General features: G+C 63.4%; 13 protein-coding genes and 2 pseudogenes. 7 read left to right on the forward strand and 8 right to left on the reverse strand.

Features of this window, described 5'->3' with window-relative positions:
* Positions 1-166 precede the first annotated feature (166 nt).
* Positions 167-1,168 carry a VOC family protein gene (locus VNX23_RS25225; RefSeq protein ID WP_325634283.1) on the forward strand — a complete coding sequence of 334 codons (1,002 nt, stop codon included), beginning with the start codon at positions 167-169 and terminating at the stop codon, positions 1,166-1,168.
* 152 nt (positions 1,169-1,320) lie between these two features.
* Here the strand turns inward: VNX23_RS25225 and VNX23_RS25230 are convergent, their stop codons facing one another.
* From VNX23_RS25230 to petA, 3 genes are all read right to left on the reverse strand, one after another.
* Positions 1,321-1,995, reverse strand: a complete 675-nt coding sequence (locus VNX23_RS25230; RefSeq protein WP_325634284.1) for a dienelactone hydrolase family protein — start codon at positions 1,993-1,995, stop codon at positions 1,321-1,323.
* 459 nt (positions 1,996-2,454) lie between these two features.
* Positions 2,455-4,521, reverse strand: a complete 2,067-nt coding sequence (locus VNX23_RS25235) for a cytochrome c1 (RefSeq protein WP_325634285.1) — start codon at positions 4,519-4,521, stop codon at positions 2,455-2,457.
* 58 nt (positions 4,522-4,579) lie between these two features.
* On the reverse strand, positions 4,580-5,107 hold the full coding sequence (gene petA / locus VNX23_RS25240; RefSeq protein WP_325634286.1) for a ubiquinol-cytochrome c reductase iron-sulfur subunit: 528 nt from the start codon (positions 5,105-5,107) through the stop codon (positions 4,580-4,582).
* Positions 5,108-5,553: 446 nt separating this feature from the next.
* Between petA and VNX23_RS25245 the strand changes: the two genes are divergently transcribed.
* Together VNX23_RS25245 and hemF are read left to right on the forward strand one after the other, a co-directional pair.
* A complete protein-coding gene (locus tag VNX23_RS25245) occupies positions 5,554-6,024 on the forward strand; it encodes a tRNA (cytidine(34)-2'-O)-methyltransferase (RefSeq protein WP_325634287.1) in 471 nt (156 codons plus the stop codon).
* Entirely contained in the window at positions 6,025-6,912 is an 888-nt protein-coding gene (hemF, locus tag VNX23_RS25250) for an oxygen-dependent coproporphyrinogen oxidase (protein ID WP_325634288.1), read from the forward strand.
* 17 nt (positions 6,913-6,929) lie between these two features.
* Here the strand turns inward: hemF and VNX23_RS25255 are convergent.
* The 5 genes and pseudogenes from VNX23_RS25255 to VNX23_RS25275 form a co-directional block, all read right to left on the reverse strand.
* Positions 6,930-7,696, reverse strand: a pseudogene (locus VNX23_RS25255) (TSUP family transporter).
* Between the two features lie 64 nt (positions 7,697-7,760).
* Positions 7,761-9,011 carry a CCA tRNA nucleotidyltransferase gene (locus VNX23_RS25260; protein WP_325634289.1) on the reverse strand — a complete coding sequence of 417 codons (1,251 nt, stop codon included), beginning with the start codon at positions 9,009-9,011 and terminating at the stop codon, positions 7,761-7,763.
* Positions 9,008-9,271, reverse strand: a complete 264-nt coding sequence (locus VNX23_RS25265; RefSeq protein ID WP_325634290.1) for a DUF6111 family protein — start codon at positions 9,269-9,271, stop codon at positions 9,008-9,010. The genes VNX23_RS25260 and VNX23_RS25265 overlap by 4 nt, the downstream gene beginning before the upstream one ends.
* Positions 9,268-9,939 (reverse strand): CoA pyrophosphatase, encoded by a 672-nt coding sequence (locus tag VNX23_RS25270; protein WP_325634291.1) that lies wholly within the window; start codon positions 9,937-9,939, stop codon positions 9,268-9,270. The genes VNX23_RS25265 and VNX23_RS25270 overlap by 4 nt, the downstream gene beginning before the upstream one ends.
* A complete protein-coding gene (locus VNX23_RS25275) occupies positions 9,936-10,547 on the reverse strand; it encodes a DUF1285 domain-containing protein (protein WP_325634292.1) in 612 nt (203 codons plus the stop codon). Before VNX23_RS25275 ends, VNX23_RS25270 begins: the two co-directional genes overlap by 4 nt.
* 282 nt (positions 10,548-10,829) lie before the next feature.
* Here VNX23_RS25275 and VNX23_RS25280 point away from each other — a divergent pair, with 282 nt between their 5' ends.
* The 4 genes and pseudogenes from VNX23_RS25280 to VNX23_RS25295 form a co-directional block, all read left to right on the forward strand.
* Positions 10,830-11,834 carry a MoxR family ATPase gene (locus VNX23_RS25280; RefSeq protein ID WP_325634293.1) on the forward strand — a complete coding sequence of 335 codons (1,005 nt, stop codon included), beginning with the start codon at positions 10,830-10,832 and terminating at the stop codon, positions 11,832-11,834.
* Positions 11,834-12,778, forward strand: a complete 945-nt coding sequence (locus VNX23_RS25285; protein WP_325634294.1) for a DUF58 domain-containing protein — start codon at positions 11,834-11,836, stop codon at positions 12,776-12,778. Before VNX23_RS25280 ends, VNX23_RS25285 begins: the two co-directional genes overlap by 1 nt.
* A complete protein-coding gene (locus VNX23_RS25290; RefSeq protein ID WP_325634297.1) occupies positions 12,778-15,579 on the forward strand; it encodes a DUF4159 domain-containing protein in 2,802 nt (933 codons plus the stop codon). The genes VNX23_RS25285 and VNX23_RS25290 overlap by 1 nt, the downstream gene beginning before the upstream one ends.
* Before the next feature lie 9 nt (positions 15,580-15,588).
* A pseudogene (locus VNX23_RS25295) lies at positions 15,589-16,093 on the forward strand (hypothetical protein); the annotation flags it as partial.

Raw genomic sequence — 16,093 nt, forward strand, 5'->3', positions numbered from 1 at the left:
CACCTGTTTAGGAGGCGGGCCACCAAAGACGCGACGCGTGGACGACGATGCTCATGGAGGGGTAAACACCATGACAAATCGGGGCCGTCAAGGGTGACCGGCGGTGACGGGACTTGCACCTGCCCGATCCCCCAAGCATCCTTCGCCTTCGAACGGGAGGTGAACGATGCCTTTGCAGGCTCTCGGTTATGTTGGCTTCGGCTCGGCCGCGCTGGAGGACTGGCGGCAGTTCGGCACCCGCCTAGTCGGGCTGCAGGCTGTGGAACGCGGCCCCTCTTTGCTGGCGTTTCGGATGGACGACCGCAAGCAGCGCATCATCGTCGACCGCTCGATGGCGGAAGACCAGCGCTTTTTCGGCTGGGAGGTCGAGGGCGCGGCTGCGCTGGATTGCCTTGCCGCGCGCCTGGAACAGGCGAAAGTCGAGGTCACGGCAGAGCCGCAGGCGCTTGCCGACACGAGGGGCGTTCGCGGCCTGATCTCGTTTTCCGATCCCGCCGGCAATCGTCTCGAGGCGTTTTATGGCGCTGCGATCGACGACACGCCATTTCGCCCCGGCCGCTCGATTTCCGGCTTTCGCACCGGACCGCTGGGTCTTGGCCATGCCGTGCTGACCGTTGAGGACATCGAGACGGTGATGCCGTTCTATGTCGACGTGCTCGGTTTCCGCCTCTCCGACTACATGCAGAAACCGTTTCGCGCCTATTTCTTTCACATCAACGCCCGTCATCACAGCCTGGCCTTGCTTCAGACCGGCCGCAACGGGATGCATCACCTGATGGTCGAACTGTTCTCGCTCGACGATGTCGGGCAATGCTACGACGTCGCGATGAGCGAGCCCGATCGCATCAACGTCACGCTCGGCCGTCACACCAACGACCTCATGACCTCGTTCTATGCCAGATCGCCGTCCTCGTTCATGGTGGAATGCGGCTGGGGCGGTCGCGAGATCGATCCTTCAACATGGCAGCCGACCGAACTCAAGGACGGGCCGAGCCTGTGGGGACACGAGCGGAACTGGTTGCCGGAAGCCGACCGCGAGATTGCGCGAAAGATGCGGATGCGCGCGGCCGCCGCCGGCTTGCGCGCCCCGGTGCAAGTCATGGAGGGTAACTACGGATTGATGTCGGGGACCTGCCCGTGGTGGGACGGGGTGCGGACCGACGGCTGACTCACGACTCGTTCCCTCCCCCTTGGAGGGTTAGGGAGGGGGTAAGCCAAAAACGCCGGCGTGCGTGATACCCCCCCTCCAGCTCTCCCCCACGAGGGGGGAGAGAGCACAGAGTGCGCGCGGCACGCTCGCGCTTAATCAAATGACGGGCCTCATCCCAGATGTTTTTTGAAAAACTCCGTGGCCCGGCCCCAGGCGATTTCCGCGGCCTTGCGATCATACACCGACATGCGCTGCTCGTTGACGAAGGCGTGCTCGGCGTCATAGCGGAAGATCTCGATCGATTTGCCGGCTGCCTTCATGGCCTTCTCGAAGGCGTCGACCGCTTTCGGCGTGCACCAGTCATCCTTGTTGGCGAAATGGGCCTGCAGCGGAATGCGGACATCTGCCGGCTTCGCCGCCTCCTCGGGCGGGATGCCGTAGAACACGACACCCGCGGTCAGTTCCGGAATTTTGGCCGCGCCGATGATGGTGACCGCGCCGCCGAGACAGAAGCCGGTCAACCCGACCTTTGCGCCGTTCCTCGCCAGATATTGTACCGCGCCACGGATCGTCTGCGTGGTCGCATCCATGAAATCGAGCGAGTTCATCTCCCGGCCGGCAGCGTCGGTGTCGTGATAGGGCACCACCTTGCCGTTGTAGAGATCGGGCGCCAAGGCGTCGAAACCGGCCAGCGCAAAGCGGTTGCACAGCCCCTTTATCTGCTCCTGAAGTCCCCACCACTCCTGGATCACGACCACGCCCGGGGCGTCGCCGCGCGCGGCGTTGGCGAGATAGCCATTGGCGTCCTTGCCGTCCGGACGCTTGAACGAGATTTTGGTGCCCATGTTTCCTCCGAACAGACGTTTCTGGCTGGTTGGCGGGCATTTTGTCCGCAGAGCGAGCTGGAAGCAACGGCTCTGGTCAATTCGAGAACCTTGCTGTCGGTTCCTGGATCATGATGCGATCAAGTGAAATCGCATCATGATCCCATCTCTTTGTTTGAGCGTGATCTCCGCGCAAACGCGTTCCGCGTTTGTCGCGAGGGAAAACCGGTTTCCACTTTGCGCTAGAGCCTTTTCGGTTCTGATTGGATCAGAACCGAGGCTCTAATCTTTTGTTTTGACGCGTTTTCTTCACGCGAACCGGTATCCACTTCGCTCGAAAACGCTATAGCGCGGCCCTTCGGGTCCGGATCATGCTCCAGGCAGGCGAAGTCCGGCTTTGGATCCGCTTCGAAACGACGATGCTCGCCCAACAAAAAAGCCCCCGCAGGGGCCTTTTCGAGGTGCTGGGACGTGTGGACGTCAGTGCGCGTCGGCCCAGACCTTCTTCTTGGTGAAATACATCAGTCCGGTGAAAATGATCAGGAACACGAACACCTGGAAGCCAAGGCGCTTGCGTGCTTCCATTTGCGGCTCTGCCGCCCACATCAGGAAGGTGGCGATATCCTTGGAGTATTGCTCCAGCGTCGCCGGCGACCCGTCGTCATAGGTCACCTGCCCCTTGGTCAGCGGCTGCGGCATCTTGATGGCATGGCCGGGGAAATACTTGTTGTAGAAGGTGCCCTCCGGCAGCGTGGTGCCAGCGGGCTTCTTTTGATAACCCTGCAAAATCGCTGCGACGTAGTTCGGGCCCTGTTCCTGGAACTGGGTGAAGAAGTCGAAGATGAACCAGGGGAAGCCGCGTTCGTAAGAGCGCGCTTTCGTAATCAGCGAAAGGTCGGGAGGCAGACCGCCGCCATTGGCCACGCGCGCCGCCTGATCGTTGGGGAATGGCGAAGGGAAGTAGTCCGCCGCCCGGCCGGGCCGCTCGAACATTTCGCCCTGATCGTTCGGGCCGTCCTTGATCTTGTATTCCGAAGCGAACGCCGCCACCTGCGCCGGCGTATAGCCGGGACCGCCGGGATCGCCGAGATTGCGGAATGCGATGTACGACAGCGCGTGGCAGTTGGAGCAGACTTCCTTGTAGATCTTCAAACCGCGCTGCAAGGCGCCGCGATCGTATTTGCCGAACGGACCGGCAAACGACCATTTCTGCGAAGGCGGCGTGTCCTGCTCCTCGGCCTTCGCATTCTGCGTGCTGCCGGCGAACAAGGCGCCTGCCACCATCAGCGCGATCACCGTCGACACCATCGGCGGCGTCTTGCTGCCGTACTTGGCAAGCACGTCGTCGGCAATCGAGTTCGGGACCGGCCTTGGCTTTTCGATCCGGCTCAGGAGCGGCAGCAGGATCAGGAAATAGGCGAAGTAGCACACCGTCAGGACGCGGGCCGCAATGACATAGACGCCCTCGGGCGGCTGCGCACCGAGATAGCCGAGCAGCACGCAGACCACGACGAAGATCCAGAAGAACTGTTTCGCCAGCGGGCGATATTTGGACGAGCGCGTTTTGGCGGTATCGAGCCACGGCAGGAACGCCAGCACGAGGATCGCCGAGAACATCGCGATCACCCCGGCGAGCTTGTTCGGGATCGAACGCAGGATCGCGTAGAACGGCAGATAGTACCATTCCGGCACGATGTGCGGCGGCGTCACGCCGGGATTGGCCGGAATGTAATTATCGGCCTCGCCGAGATAATTCGGCATGTAGAAGATGAACCACGCGTAGAGGAGAAGGAAGCAGGAGACGCCGAACAGATCCTTGATGGTCGCGTAAGGCGTGAACGGCACGGTGTCCTTTTCCGTCTTTGCCTCGACGCCGGCCGGATTGTTCTGCCCCGCGACATGCAGTGCCCAGACGTGCAGCACCACCACGCCCGCGATCACGAACGGCAACAGATAGTGCAGCGAGAAGAAGCGGTTCAGGGTCGGATTGCCGACGGAGTAACCGCCCCACAACAGCGTCACGATGCTGTCGCCGACATAGGGAATGGCGGAGAACAGGTTCGTGATGACGGTGGCGCCCCAAAAACTCATCTGGCCCCACGGCAGCACATAGCCCATGAATCCGGTCGCCATCATCAGGAGGTAGATGATGACGCCGAGAATCCACAACACCTCGCGCGGCTCCTTGTATGACCCGTAATAGAGGCCGCGGAACATGTGAACATAGACGGCGAAGAAGAACATCGAAGCGCCGGTGGCATGCATGTTGCGCAGCAGCCAGCCGTAGTTGACGTCCCGCACGATGCTCTCAACCGAGCGGAAGGCGAGATCCGCATACGGCGTGTAGTGCATCGCCAAAATGACGCCGGTAAGGATCTGCAGGCCCAGCATCAGCGACAGGATGGCACCAAAAGTCCACCAGTAATTCAGGTTGCGCGGCGTCGGATAGGCCACGAACGAGGAATGCATGAGACCGAAGATCGGAAGACGCCGTTCAATCCACTTCAAGGCGGAATTGGTCGGCTGGTAGTCGGATGGTCCGCTCATGTTGCGATCCCTAGGGGGAGTAAGACGCGACAGGCCCGAAGTCCCGGATATCCGGGGCTCAGCCTATCTGGATTTTGGTGTCGGAAACGAATTGATAGGGCGGCACTGCCAGGTTGGCAGGCGCCGGCCCCTGACGAATACGACCGGAGGAGTCGTATTGCGAGCCGTGGCAGGGGCAGAAAAAGCCGTCGTAATTTCCCTCATGGGCGATCGGGATGCAGCCCAAATGGGTGCAGATGCCGATCACGACCAGCCACTGATCGTGCCCCTCCTTGACCCGCGCCTGATCGGATTGCGGATCCGGAAGGCTCGAGAGCGGCACGCTGCGGGCCTCCTCGATCTGCTTCTTGGTACGATGGCTGATGTAGATCGGCTTGCCCCGCCAGAACACCTTGATGTCCTGCCCCTCGGCGATCGGGGAGAGATCAACTTCGATCGGCGCGCCGGCCGCAATCGTCGAGGCGTCCGGATTCATCTGGGAAATGAACGGCCACAGCGAGGCCAGCCCGCCGATGGCGGCGAAGGCTCCCGTTGCAACAAAAAGGAAATCACGGCGGCTGGTATCCACCGAAGACGCTGTCGTCACGATTCCAAACCCTTTCTAAGGCTGCTGCCAGCGGACTAGGGTTGCTGCCAGCGGAGCCGCCCCAGGCGTGCCAGGCGGCACCCGAGCGACTTGCCGGCGCCCGCGCACCCCCCGCGGCGGCAGAAAGACCTCTGTTCCTCGCCCATTCAAGCCAAAACGGGCGGTCCAGAATCGTTCTATTGGCACCCTTGCCGGACGAGCGCAAGCCCGCTATCGGCTGGCTACCGTGCAATGCACGAATTCCCCGCGGGGCAATGATTTTTCGGGACATTTCGGGAGCAGACTAGTGGTCCGATTCTAACATTCGCATCCCTTCTTAGCGGCCACTTTTGCGAATGGTAGAATCCAAGGACCACTAGCAAATATAAGAATCTAGTGGAGTTTGGGATTTGACATTCGCTTTTCGAGCGCGCGGCAAACCCACTCCACTGGAAGGGCGGCACATCATGCAGATCGCGCTTTTCCAGCCCGATATTCCCCAAAACACGGGGACGATCCTTCGGCTCTGCGCGTGTATGGACGTCCCGGCCCACATCATCGAGCCCGCGGGATTTGCCGTGTCGGACAGGCTTTTCCGCCGGGCGGGGATGGATTATCTCGATCAGGTGAACTGGACGCGCCACGATTCCTGGACGAAATTCGAACAATGGCGCAAGGAGATGGGCCATCGCCTTCTCCTCTTCACCACCAAGGGTGCCACGCCCTATCTGGATTTTCGCTATTCTGCGTCCGACATTCTATTGTTCGGGCGCGAGACCGCCGGCGTCCCGCAGGCGGTAGCTGACGGCTGCGACGCGCGGCTGGTGATTCCGGTCAAGCCGGGATTGCGTTCGCTGAACGTCGCAATCGCCGCCGCGATGGCATTGGGCGAGGCGCTGCGGCAAAGCGGTCCCACCGCGCGGGGTCAGGCACTCTAGATGGATATTTCCGTGATCGAACAACGCAAGGAGCGCGCCAGGAGCTGGTTCGAGCGCTTGCGCGACGACATCTGCGCGGCGTTTGAAAGTCTGGAGGACGAGGCACCGGCGGCGCTTTATCGGGGCAACGCCGGCCGCTTCGTTCGCACGCCGTGGGAGCGCACCGACCATACCGGACAGCCCGGCGGCGGTGGCGTGATGAGCCTGATGCGCGGGCGGCTGTTCGAAAAAGTGGGCGTCCATTGCTCGACGGTGCATGGCGAATTCGCGCCCGAATTCCGCAGCCAGATTCCGGGCGCCGCCGACAATCCCGCCTTCTGGGCGTCCGGCATTTCGCTGATCGCGCATATGCGCAATCCGAATGTACCGGCGGTGCATATGAACACCCGCTTCGTCGTCACCACCAAGGCGTGGTTTGGCGGCGGCGCCGATCTCACTCCGGTATTGGAGCGGCGACGCGCCGAGGACGATCCCGACGCGCTTGCCTTTCACGCCGCGATGCAAGGTGCCTGCGACGCTCACGCCGCCGTTGCCAACTACGCAAAATACAGGAAATGGTGCGACGAATATTTTTACCTGCCGCATCGCAACGAGGCGCGCGGGATTGGCGGCATTTTCTATGACTGGCACGATTCGGGCGATTTCGAAGCCGATCTTGCCTTTACCCAGGACGTCGGCCGCGCATTGCTGAAAATCTACCCCGAACTCGTCAGGCGCAATTTCGAGGTGCCCTGGAGTGATGTCGATCGCGAGGAGCAATTGATCCGGCGCGGACGTTATGTCGAGTTCAACCTGCTCTACGACCGCGGCACCATTTTCGGCCTCAAGACCGGTGGCAATGTGGATTCCATCCTCTCCTCGATGCCGCCGGAAGTGAAATGGCCGTAGCGCGCATCTGACCGAACTCAAACCAGTTGCCGCGCTGCCGCCCAAATCATCACCATGCCGCCGGCGATCACCGCGACATCGAGAACGGCGGTGTGGATGTGTAAGGGCATGCGCTCGACAAAGGCTCTGGCGAGAAATGCCCCCGGCAGCGCGACCGCGCCGATCAGGATCGCAAAGGCGAGCACCTGTGCCGTGACGACGCCGGCCAGGCCAAACACGGAAATCTTGATGAGGCTGGTGGCGAGCGAGATCACGGCGTCGGTTGCGATCACGGCCGCGCCCTCGAGCCCCGCTGCCATCAATAACGACAGCAGGATCACGCCCGATCCCGACGTGCCGCCCACCACGATGCCGTAACTCACCGCGCCGAGAGCGAGCCCCGTATCTCCGATGCGCAGGTCGCGTCGTCTGGCAAGCCGGCGCAACGGCACGCTCAGAACCAACATGGTGCCGATCACCGTCGCAGCACCTGCGTTGGTCAGTTTGGTGTAACCGTAGGCGCCGAGCGCGGTCGTCAGGGCGGATGCCAGGATCACGACCGACGCGCGGCGGCCGTCGGCATAACGGCGATAGGCCGTGGCGCGGCTGAAGTTGGTGAAAAGGCCGAGATCGCGATGATCGGCACCACCGGCTCGGCGCCGATCATGGGAACCAACACCAAGGGCATCAGCGCGCCGGTTCCGTATCCGGCAAGGCCGCCGACGACGGACGCAATCAGCGCGACGCAGGCCACCAGCAGGAGTTGCACCAGCGAAATGTCGGCAAAGCCGGAAATCAGATTCACGGGGCTAGTGCCGCCTATTGAAGTTCCTGCACCACAAGCGGCGAATTCGATCCAACTCGCCGCACTAGTCGTCGCGGGCAAAACGGCCAACGGCCTGGTCGGCGATGGCCTTGAGTGCGGATTCATCGAGCGGAAAATTCGCCGCAAGCCAGGCGTCCTCGGCCAAGCCGAGCACCTGCCCCAGCAGCGGCCCCTGGGCAATTCCGCGCGCGATGAAATCGGACGCCTTGAGCGGAAACTTCGGTGCCACCCAGCGGTCCGGCAGGGTGGCAAGCTGCCGCCACGACGCAGACGAGCTGTCGTCTCCCGAGCGCGCCCACGCCAGCAACAGCCGATCGCGGTAGCGATCTTCGCCCAAACGATAGAGCCTTCGCCTGGCGGTGTCCTCGTTCATTCCACCAAGCCGCCACCAGCGATGGCCCATGGAATCGAGCGCCTTTGTCTCGGCGTTGGTCAACCGCAGGCGTGTCGAAAGCCGTTTGGCGTCCTCGGTAACGGCAACCGCGAGCGCGCCGAGCCGGCGAACCGGGTCCGGCGCAAGGCCGAGCGCGCGTTCAATGGAAATCATGGCGCTGAACGGGCCTGGATAGGCGACGCCGCCGAAAACCGGCAGCAGCAGTCCGCCTTCCGCCATCGCCGCGACAGAGACCGCCGCGCCATCCGCGACCATCAGCTTGAGCATTTCGAGGCGGACGCGCTCGGCCGAGAGCGTTACAAGGCCCGCCCGGGCGTTGATGCAAGCCAGATAGCCGGGGCGATCAGGTTCGCCGGCGCCATAGGCGGCATGAATGCGGAAGAAGCGCAGGATGCGCAGATAATCCTCCGAGATCCGCTGGTTCGGGTCTCCAATGAAACGCACGCGTCTTGCCGCTATATCATCCAGACCGCCGACGTAGTCGTGCACCCGCCCCGCAGCATCGACCGACAGGCCGTTGATGGTGAAGTCGCGCCGCTCCGCATCACGCTCCCAGTCGCGCCCGAAGGCGACCTTCGCCTTGCGGCCGAACGTCTCGGTGTCCTCGCGCAAGGTCGTGACCTCGAACGGATGCGAATCCATCACCAGCGTCACCGTGCCGTGCTCGACGCCGGTCGGCACGCTCTTGATGCCGGCTGCCCTGGCGCGACGGATTACCTCTTCGGGAACAGCGGTGGTCGCGATATCGACGTCGCCGATCGGGATGTTCAACAGCGCGTTGCGGACGGCGCCGCCGACCACGCGCGCTTCTTCGCCGTCGCCGTTCAGGAGATTCAGCACACGCGCGGCAGCGCCGGATTTGAGCCAGGATGCACCATCAAGCCATCGCACCTCGCTCATCGCTCGACTCCCGGAACCAGCTTGCCGTTCTCGATATGAGCTGGGAAGTAGGTCGAGTCCGGGGGCGCTCCCGAATATTGAGCAAGCAGGAATAGACTGACCAGAACGAGCAGCAGCGAGCCGAGCAACAATTTTCCGATCGTGTGCATCGGCCAGGACGTCGTCACCAGCAGTCCCGAGCGCGTCGCGACCAGAAACAGTGCATAGACCGCGAAGGGGATGAGAAAAATTCCGATCTCGGTAAGGGCCGGACGGATCATGACTTCCAGATCCGATCGTAGAGCACGCGCAGGATTCCGGCCGTGGCGCCCCAGATGTAACGTTCCTCATACGGCATGGCGTAGAAGGTGCGCTCCACGCCGCGGAACTGCTTGCTGTGCAGTTGATGGTTTGCCGGATTCATCAGGAACGCCAGCGGGACCTCGAACGTATCGTCGACTTCGGCCTGGTTGACGCGCAGTTTGAAGCCGGGCCTCACCCTGGCTACGGTCGGAAGGATGCGAAAGCCGAAGCTCGTTCCATAGAGATCGAGATAGCCGATCGGATCGATGAATTGCCGCTGCAGGCCGATTTCCTCTTCCGCCTCGCGCAAGGCCGTTTGGACCGGGGAAGCATCGGTCGGATCGATCTTGCCGCCCGGAAAGGAAATCTGGCCGGCGTGATCGTTCAGATGCGCGGCGCGCTGGGTCAGAAGCACGGTGGGCTCGGCATGGTCCACCACCGGCACCAGCACCGCGGCGGGCCGGATCGGCTGCTCGCGCGCGATGATTTCCAGCATATGATCGGTGCCGTGATCCCCGCTCACGGGGATGAGGCTTGCGTCGGTCAGCCCTTCGGGAATGTCGAAGCGCAGCCGTGCATGCGCCCGATCGAAAAACTCCGCCGAACTGATCGCGGCGGGATCACTCCTCGAGATCGCCTCGTTCAAAATGCGCCCCTCACCTGCTCCGCATCCGCCATCGCGAAGAATTCGCCTGCGGATACGACCCCGAACATCTGACGGCCATCGACCATCCGCTCCTCACCCTTGTCTACCAGATCATAATAGATCGCGCGGGTGACTTTGGCCCAGAGATCGGCGCGGACATGGAGATAGGGCGTGAGCCCGCCATCGGCGGCCGCCTCGAACCGCAAACGGTGCGTCGAGTCACAAGCCACCCAATCATCGACATTGGTCCGGAACCGCAAGCGCGGACCGCTCTCGTCGCGCTCCTCGAGCATCTCCACGGCCAGAAAAGGCGCGTCGTCGACCCGGATTCCGACCTTCTCGACCGGCGTCACGAGAAAGTGCTTGCCGTTCTCGCGCTTGAGGATCGTCGAAAACAGGCGGACCAGCGCCGGGCGCCCGATCGGTGTCCCCATATAATACCACGTGCCGTCGCCGGCGATTCGCATGTCGAGATCGCCGCAGAAGGGCGGATTCCACAAATGCACCGGCGGAAGCCCTCTTTCGGTGGCTCCGGCTTTTGCAGCGTCCTTGGCAGCAACCACCAGGCCTTCCAGAGCTTGATTCGGTTTCCGCCCTTGCTTCGCCATGGTTTGACCTGAGTCTGATCGCGTGTGTTGGCACGATTGGTGCAGGAATTGCGACGTGTGCGCGGAAAAGTTCCGATCCGTATCATCCCGGATCAGTTCGCTACATCGTGATGCCGTTCATACACTTAATTGCCGATAATATGGGGATAGTTTAATTCAACAAACACATGATCTTCCCCTAAGTTTAGCATGGGGTTCACGGCATGACGACGCGATTGGCGGCGTCTCTGGTGCCCCCCGTTCCGGCGCACCGGTAAAAGTTAGAGGCACAGGAGAACGATAATGGCTGGCGCTGACAGCGTCGAAAAACTCGAGGACGTGATCGTCCGTTCGGCCGAGCAGGTTTCAGGGCAAATCCGCAGCGCCAAGGAAGCGATCTCCACCGTGATCTTCGGCCAGGACCGCGTGATCGAGAACACGCTGGTGACCATCCTGTCCGGCGGCCATGCGCTTTTGATCGGCGTCCCCGGTCTCGCCAAGACCAAGCTTGTCGAAACCCTGGGCGTCACGCTCGGGCTGGATGCCAAGCGGATCCAGTTCACGCCGGACCTGATGCCATCAGACATTCTCGGCGCGGAAGTGCTGGACGAGAGCAGCTCCGGCAAGCGGTCCTTTCGCTTCATCGCCGGGCCCGTATTCGCACAGCTCCTGATGGCCGACGAAATCAACCGCGCGAGCCCGCGCACCCAGTCGGCGCTGCTTCAAGCCATGCAGGAACAGCACATTACGGTTGCTGGCGCGCGTCACGACCTGCCAAAACCCTTCCATGTGCTGGCGACGCAAAATCCGCTGGAACAGGAAGGCACCTACCCCCTGCCGGAAGCCCAGCTCGACCGCTTTCTGATGGAAATCGACGTCGATTATCCGGATCGCGACGCCGAGCGGCGCATCCTGTTTGAAACCACGGGCGCGGAAGAGAAGCTGGCCCATGCGGCGATGAATGCCGAAATCCTGATCGCGGCGCAGCGGCTGGTGCGGCGGCTGCCGGTCGGCAATTCGGTCGTCGAAGCGATCCTCTCGCTGGTGCGCTCGGCGCGCCCGGGACCGGACGGAGGAGATGCGGGCAAGCTGATCTCCTGGGGTCCGGGTCCGCGCGCCAGCCAGTCGCTGATGCTCGCCGTGCGCGCCCGCGCCCTGCTCGACGGGCGTCTTTCGCCTTCGATCGACGACGTGCTCGATCTCGCCGAGCCTATTCTCAAGCACCGCATGGCGCTGACCTTCACGGCGCGAGCCGAAGGCCGCACCATTCCCGATGTGATCAAACAATTGAAGACGCGGATCGGTTGATGGCCGCAGATAACGAGCAAGCAGCCAGGGAGATTGTAGCAATCCGACGTGCCGATGGCGAAAGCCGAACGCTCGCCGCTTCGCTGCCGCGCCTGGTGCTGGAAGCTCGCCGTATCGCGGCCAATGTCATCCACGGCCTGCACGGACGGCGGCGCGCAGGCGCGGGCGAGAGCTTCTGGCAGTACCGCCGTTTTGTTTCGGGCGAGCCGTCGCAAAATGTCGACTGGCGCCGCTCCGCCCGCGACGATCATCTTTATGTCCGCGAGCAGGAATGGGAGGCCGCGCACACGGTGTGGCTGTGGCCGGACCGTTCGCCATCGATGGCGTTTGCATCCAAGCGAGCGCGCGACAGCAAGCTGGAGCGAGCCCTGATCGTCACCTTTGCGCTGGCCGAGCTTCTGGTCGCCGGCGGCGAGCGCGTTGGCGTTCCGGGACTGACAAATCCGAGCGCAAGCCGCAACATCATCGACAAGATCGCGGAGGCGATGCTGCATGACGACGCGGCGCGGCCCAGCCTGCCGCCCTCCTTCGTGCCTTCGGCGCTTTCCGAGATCGTGGTGCTGTCGGATTTCTGGTCGCCGATCGGCGAGATCCGGAACATACTGGCCGGATTGGCGGCATCCGGCGCCCACGGCACGCTGATCCAGGTCGTCGATCCGGCGGAGGAGAGCTTCCCGTATTCCGGCCGCGTGGAGTTCGTCGAGCCGGAAGGCGGCGACGTCATCATCGCGGGCCGCGCGGAGACATGGGCCAATGACTACGTTGCCCGCGTGGCGCTTCATCGCGACCAGATTCGCGATGAGACGGGCAAGCTCGACTGGCTGTTCTCGACCCATACCACCAGCCGATCGGCCGCCGAACTGCTCCTGTTCCTGCATTCCGGGATGATGGTGAGCAAAGGCAATGTCCGCGGCACGACGGTCAAAGCGAGGCGAAGCGCATGATCGCAGGCCTTCCGCTGTCGTTTGCCGAACCGGCCCTGCTGCTGGGCCTTTTGAGCCTGCCGTTTCTGTGGTGGCTGTTGCGGGTGATGCCGCCGCGGCCGCGGCGCATCGAATTTCCGCCGACGCGGTTGTTGTTCGACATCGCGCCAAGGGAGGAGACCCCTTCGCGCACGCCGTGGTGGCTGACTGCGCTGCGGCTGGCCGCCGCTACGCTCATCATTCTGGCGGCCGCCGGTCCGATCTGGAATCCCTCCACCATTGCCGCCGGATCCAAGGCTCCGCTGGCGATCCTGCTGGACGACGGCTGGAGTGCCGCCGGCAGCTGGGATGCAAGAGTGAGAGCCGCGGACGAATTGATCGCCAATGCCGACAACGACCGGCGTGGCGTTGCCCTGGTACCACTGTCGGAGCCCACGCGAGACATCACGATCATGACCGGGGGCACCGCGCGCGTCGCGCTGCGTCAGCTTGCACCGAAGCCCTATTCGATCGAACGAGTAGAAACGGTACCAGCGATCGAGCGCTTTCTCAGGGCGAGCGGTGATTGCGAGATCGCGTGGCTGACCGACGGCGTCGATACCGGCCGCGGCGAGGAATTTCTCAAGAGCCTGAGCAAGGCCATCGGAGATCGCACGCTGACGATTTTCGAGGGCGGCACACCGCCCGCGCTCGCCTTGGCGGCGGCCGAAAATGCGGCGGCGAAAATGACGGTGAAGGTGCTGCGCGCCGACGGCGGCGCCGGCGTGGGCGTCGTGCGCGGGCTCGACCAGAAGGGCGCGCCGATCGGCGAGGCGCGCTTTTCCTTTGCGCCGAGGGAACGCGAGACCGAAGCCGCCTTCGACCTTCCGGTCGAATTGCGCAACGACATCGCCCGGCTCGAAATATCCGGCGAGCGATCGGCGGGTGCGGTGCAGCTGCTCGACAAGCGATGGCGCCGCCGCGCGATCGGTATCGTCAGCGGTTCGACCAGCGATACCGCGCAGCCCTTGCTGGCGTCGACTTTCTATCTTTCCCGCGCGCTCTCGCCGTTTGCCGACGTGCGTTTGGGCGAACGCGGCGCACCCCAGCAGGCGATCGCGCAATTCCTCGACCAGAAGCTGCCGATGATCGTGCTCGCCGATGTCGGTACGCTGTCGCCCGAAATTCGCGAACGCATCAATGCGTGGATCGACCAGGGCGGCGTGTTGGTGCGCTTTGCCGGGCCGCGCCTGGCGCAAGCCGACGACGAACTGGTGCCGGTGAAGCTGCGCCGCGGCGGCCGTATCCTCGGCGGCAGCCTCACCTGGGAGAAGCCGCAGCACCTCGCCGCCTTTGCCGCCGACGGACCGTTCGCCAGCCTCGCGGTCCCGAAGGACATCACGGTAAACCGGCAAGTGCTGGCCGAACCGGACGCGGTGCTGGCAACGAAAAGCTGGGCATCGCTGGAAGATGGAACGCCGCTCGTCACCGGCGAGCGCCGCGGCAAGGGTCTGCTGGCGCTGTTTCACGTCAGTGCCGACATGCGTTGGTCGGATCTGCCGATGTCCGGCAGCTTCGTCGAAATGCTGCGGCGGATCGTCGATACTTCCGGCTACACGTCCAGACCGGGCGCCGGCGTCGCCAGCGAAACCAATGCCGAAACGGTGGCGCCGCTGCGCACGCTCGACGGTTTTGGCGCATTCGGGCCACCGCCCTCGACCGCAAAGCCGGTGGCGGCCGACTTCCGCGACCGGGCGACGCTGGACCATCCGCCCGGGTTCTACGGCCCTGCCGACGGCCCGCTCGCGGTGAATACGCTTGCCGCGGCGGACCGCATCGCACCGCTCGACACCGCCAGCCTTCGCGCCCGGCGTGCGAGTTACACCAATGCCGAACCGCGTGATTTGCGCGGCATCCTGCTGTCCTCCTCGCTTTCCTTGTTCCTGATCGACGCGGTGATCGTCGCGCTGCTCGGAGGCGGAATTGCTGCCTTGTTGAGGCGACGCTCCGCCACGGCAGTGCTGGCGCTCGCACTTTTGTTGCCCCTGGCCGCGCCGTCACCGACCCATGCCGACGGCGCCGACGATTTCGCCATCAAGGCCACGACGCAGACGCGGCTTGCCTATGTGGTCACCGGCAACGCCGACGTCGATTCGATCGTCAAGGCGGGAATGTCGGGTCTGACCCTGTTTCTCGCGCAACGCACCGCGCTCGAGGCCGGCGATCCCGTCGGGGTGGATCCGGCTCATGACGAACTGGCGTTTTTCCCGCTGATCTACTGGCCAGTCGTGCCGGGCGCACCGAAGCCGCCGCAGGAGGCAATCGACCGCATCGACGCCTACATGAAACAGGGCGGGACGGTCTTGTTTGACACGCGCGATGCCGTCGAGGCTTCGCCGGGAGACAGTGGCGCGTCGCAGACGCCGGGCATGCTGACCTTGCGCAACATCCTTTCGTCGCTTGACATTCCGGAGCTTGAACCGGTGCCGCGCGAACATGTGCTCACCAAGACGTTTTATCTCCTGCGCGACTTTCCCGGCCGGTTTGACACCGGTCAGACCTGGGTCGAGACCTTGCCGCGCGAGGACGACGAAGACGCCGCGTCCCATCCCGCCCGCGGCGGCGACGGGGTCTCGCCGATCATCATCACTTCCAACGATCTTGCCGGCGCCTGGGCGATCCGTCCCGACGGACAGCCGATGCTTCCGATGTCGCCGGGCGAACCACGGCAGCGCGAATTCGCCTTCCGCGCCGGTGTCAATATCGTGATGTACACGCTGACCGGCAACTACAAGGCCGACCAGGTGCACGCGCCGGCGCTCATCGAGCGGCTCGGCCAGTAGGATATTGGTATGAATTACGGCATCGCCTTTACGCCGCTGGTTCCTTCGTTCGTGCTCTGGGTCGCGATCGCGGCGATTGCTGTGATCGCCGGCCTGCTGCTGCTGGCGCGCTCGCGCGGCTGGGCGGTGCGTGTGGCAGCACTGGCGCTGATCGTGCTCGCGCTTTCCAATCCCTCCTTCACCCGCGAGGATCGCGAGCCGCTCTCATCGGTGGTGGCCGTCGTCGTCGACAAGAGCCCAAGCCAGAGCTTTGGCACGCGCACGCAGGAGACGGCGAAGGCGCAGGAGGCGCTGGTTGACAGCCTGAAGAAGATCAAGGGCCTTGAAGTGCGCGTCGTCGAGGCCGGACAAGCCGACGGCGAGACCGACGGCACGCATCTGTTCGGCGCGCTGTCATCGGCGCTGTCGGACGTGCCGGTCGATCGCGTCGCCGGCGCCTTCATGATCACCGACGGCCGCGTGCATGATATCCCGGCGAGCACCGCCGCGATTGGATTCCAGGCGCCGCTGCATG

This window comes from Bradyrhizobium sp. (genome assembly GCF_035570375.1).
Classification (GTDB): Bacteria; Pseudomonadota; Alphaproteobacteria; order Rhizobiales; family Xanthobacteraceae; genus Bradyrhizobium.

Bases quoted from the DNA above. Each gene is read 5' to 3' on its own strand.
- VNX23_RS25225 (WP_325634283.1), top strand. From the start codon at position 167: ATGCCTTTGCAGGCTCTCGGTTATGTTGGCTTCGGCTCGGCCGCGCTG.
- VNX23_RS25230 (WP_325634284.1), bottom strand. From the start codon at position 1,995: ATGGGCACCAAAATCTCGTTCAAGCGTCCGGACGGCAAGGACGCCAAT.
- VNX23_RS25235 (WP_325634285.1), bottom strand. From the start codon at position 4,521: ATGAGCGGACCATCCGACTACCAGCCGACCAATTCCGCCTTGAAGTGG.
- VNX23_RS25245 (WP_325634287.1), top strand. From the start codon at position 5,554: ATGCAGATCGCGCTTTTCCAGCCCGATATTCCCCAAAACACGGGGACG.
- hemF (WP_325634288.1), top strand. From the start codon at position 6,025: ATGGATATTTCCGTGATCGAACAACGCAAGGAGCGCGCCAGGAGCTGG.
- VNX23_RS25260 (WP_325634289.1), bottom strand. From the start codon at position 9,011: ATGAGCGAGGTGCGATGGCTTGATGGTGCATCCTGGCTCAAATCCGGC.
- VNX23_RS25265 (WP_325634290.1), bottom strand. From the start codon at position 9,271: ATGATCCGTCCGGCCCTTACCGAGATCGGAATTTTTCTCATCCCCTTC.
- VNX23_RS25275 (WP_325634292.1), bottom strand. From the start codon at position 10,547: ATGGCGAAGCAAGGGCGGAAACCGAATCAAGCTCTGGAAGGCCTGGTG.
- VNX23_RS25280 (WP_325634293.1), top strand. From the start codon at position 10,830: ATGGCTGGCGCTGACAGCGTCGAAAAACTCGAGGACGTGATCGTCCGT.
- VNX23_RS25285 (WP_325634294.1), top strand. From the start codon at position 11,834: ATGGCCGCAGATAACGAGCAAGCAGCCAGGGAGATTGTAGCAATCCGA.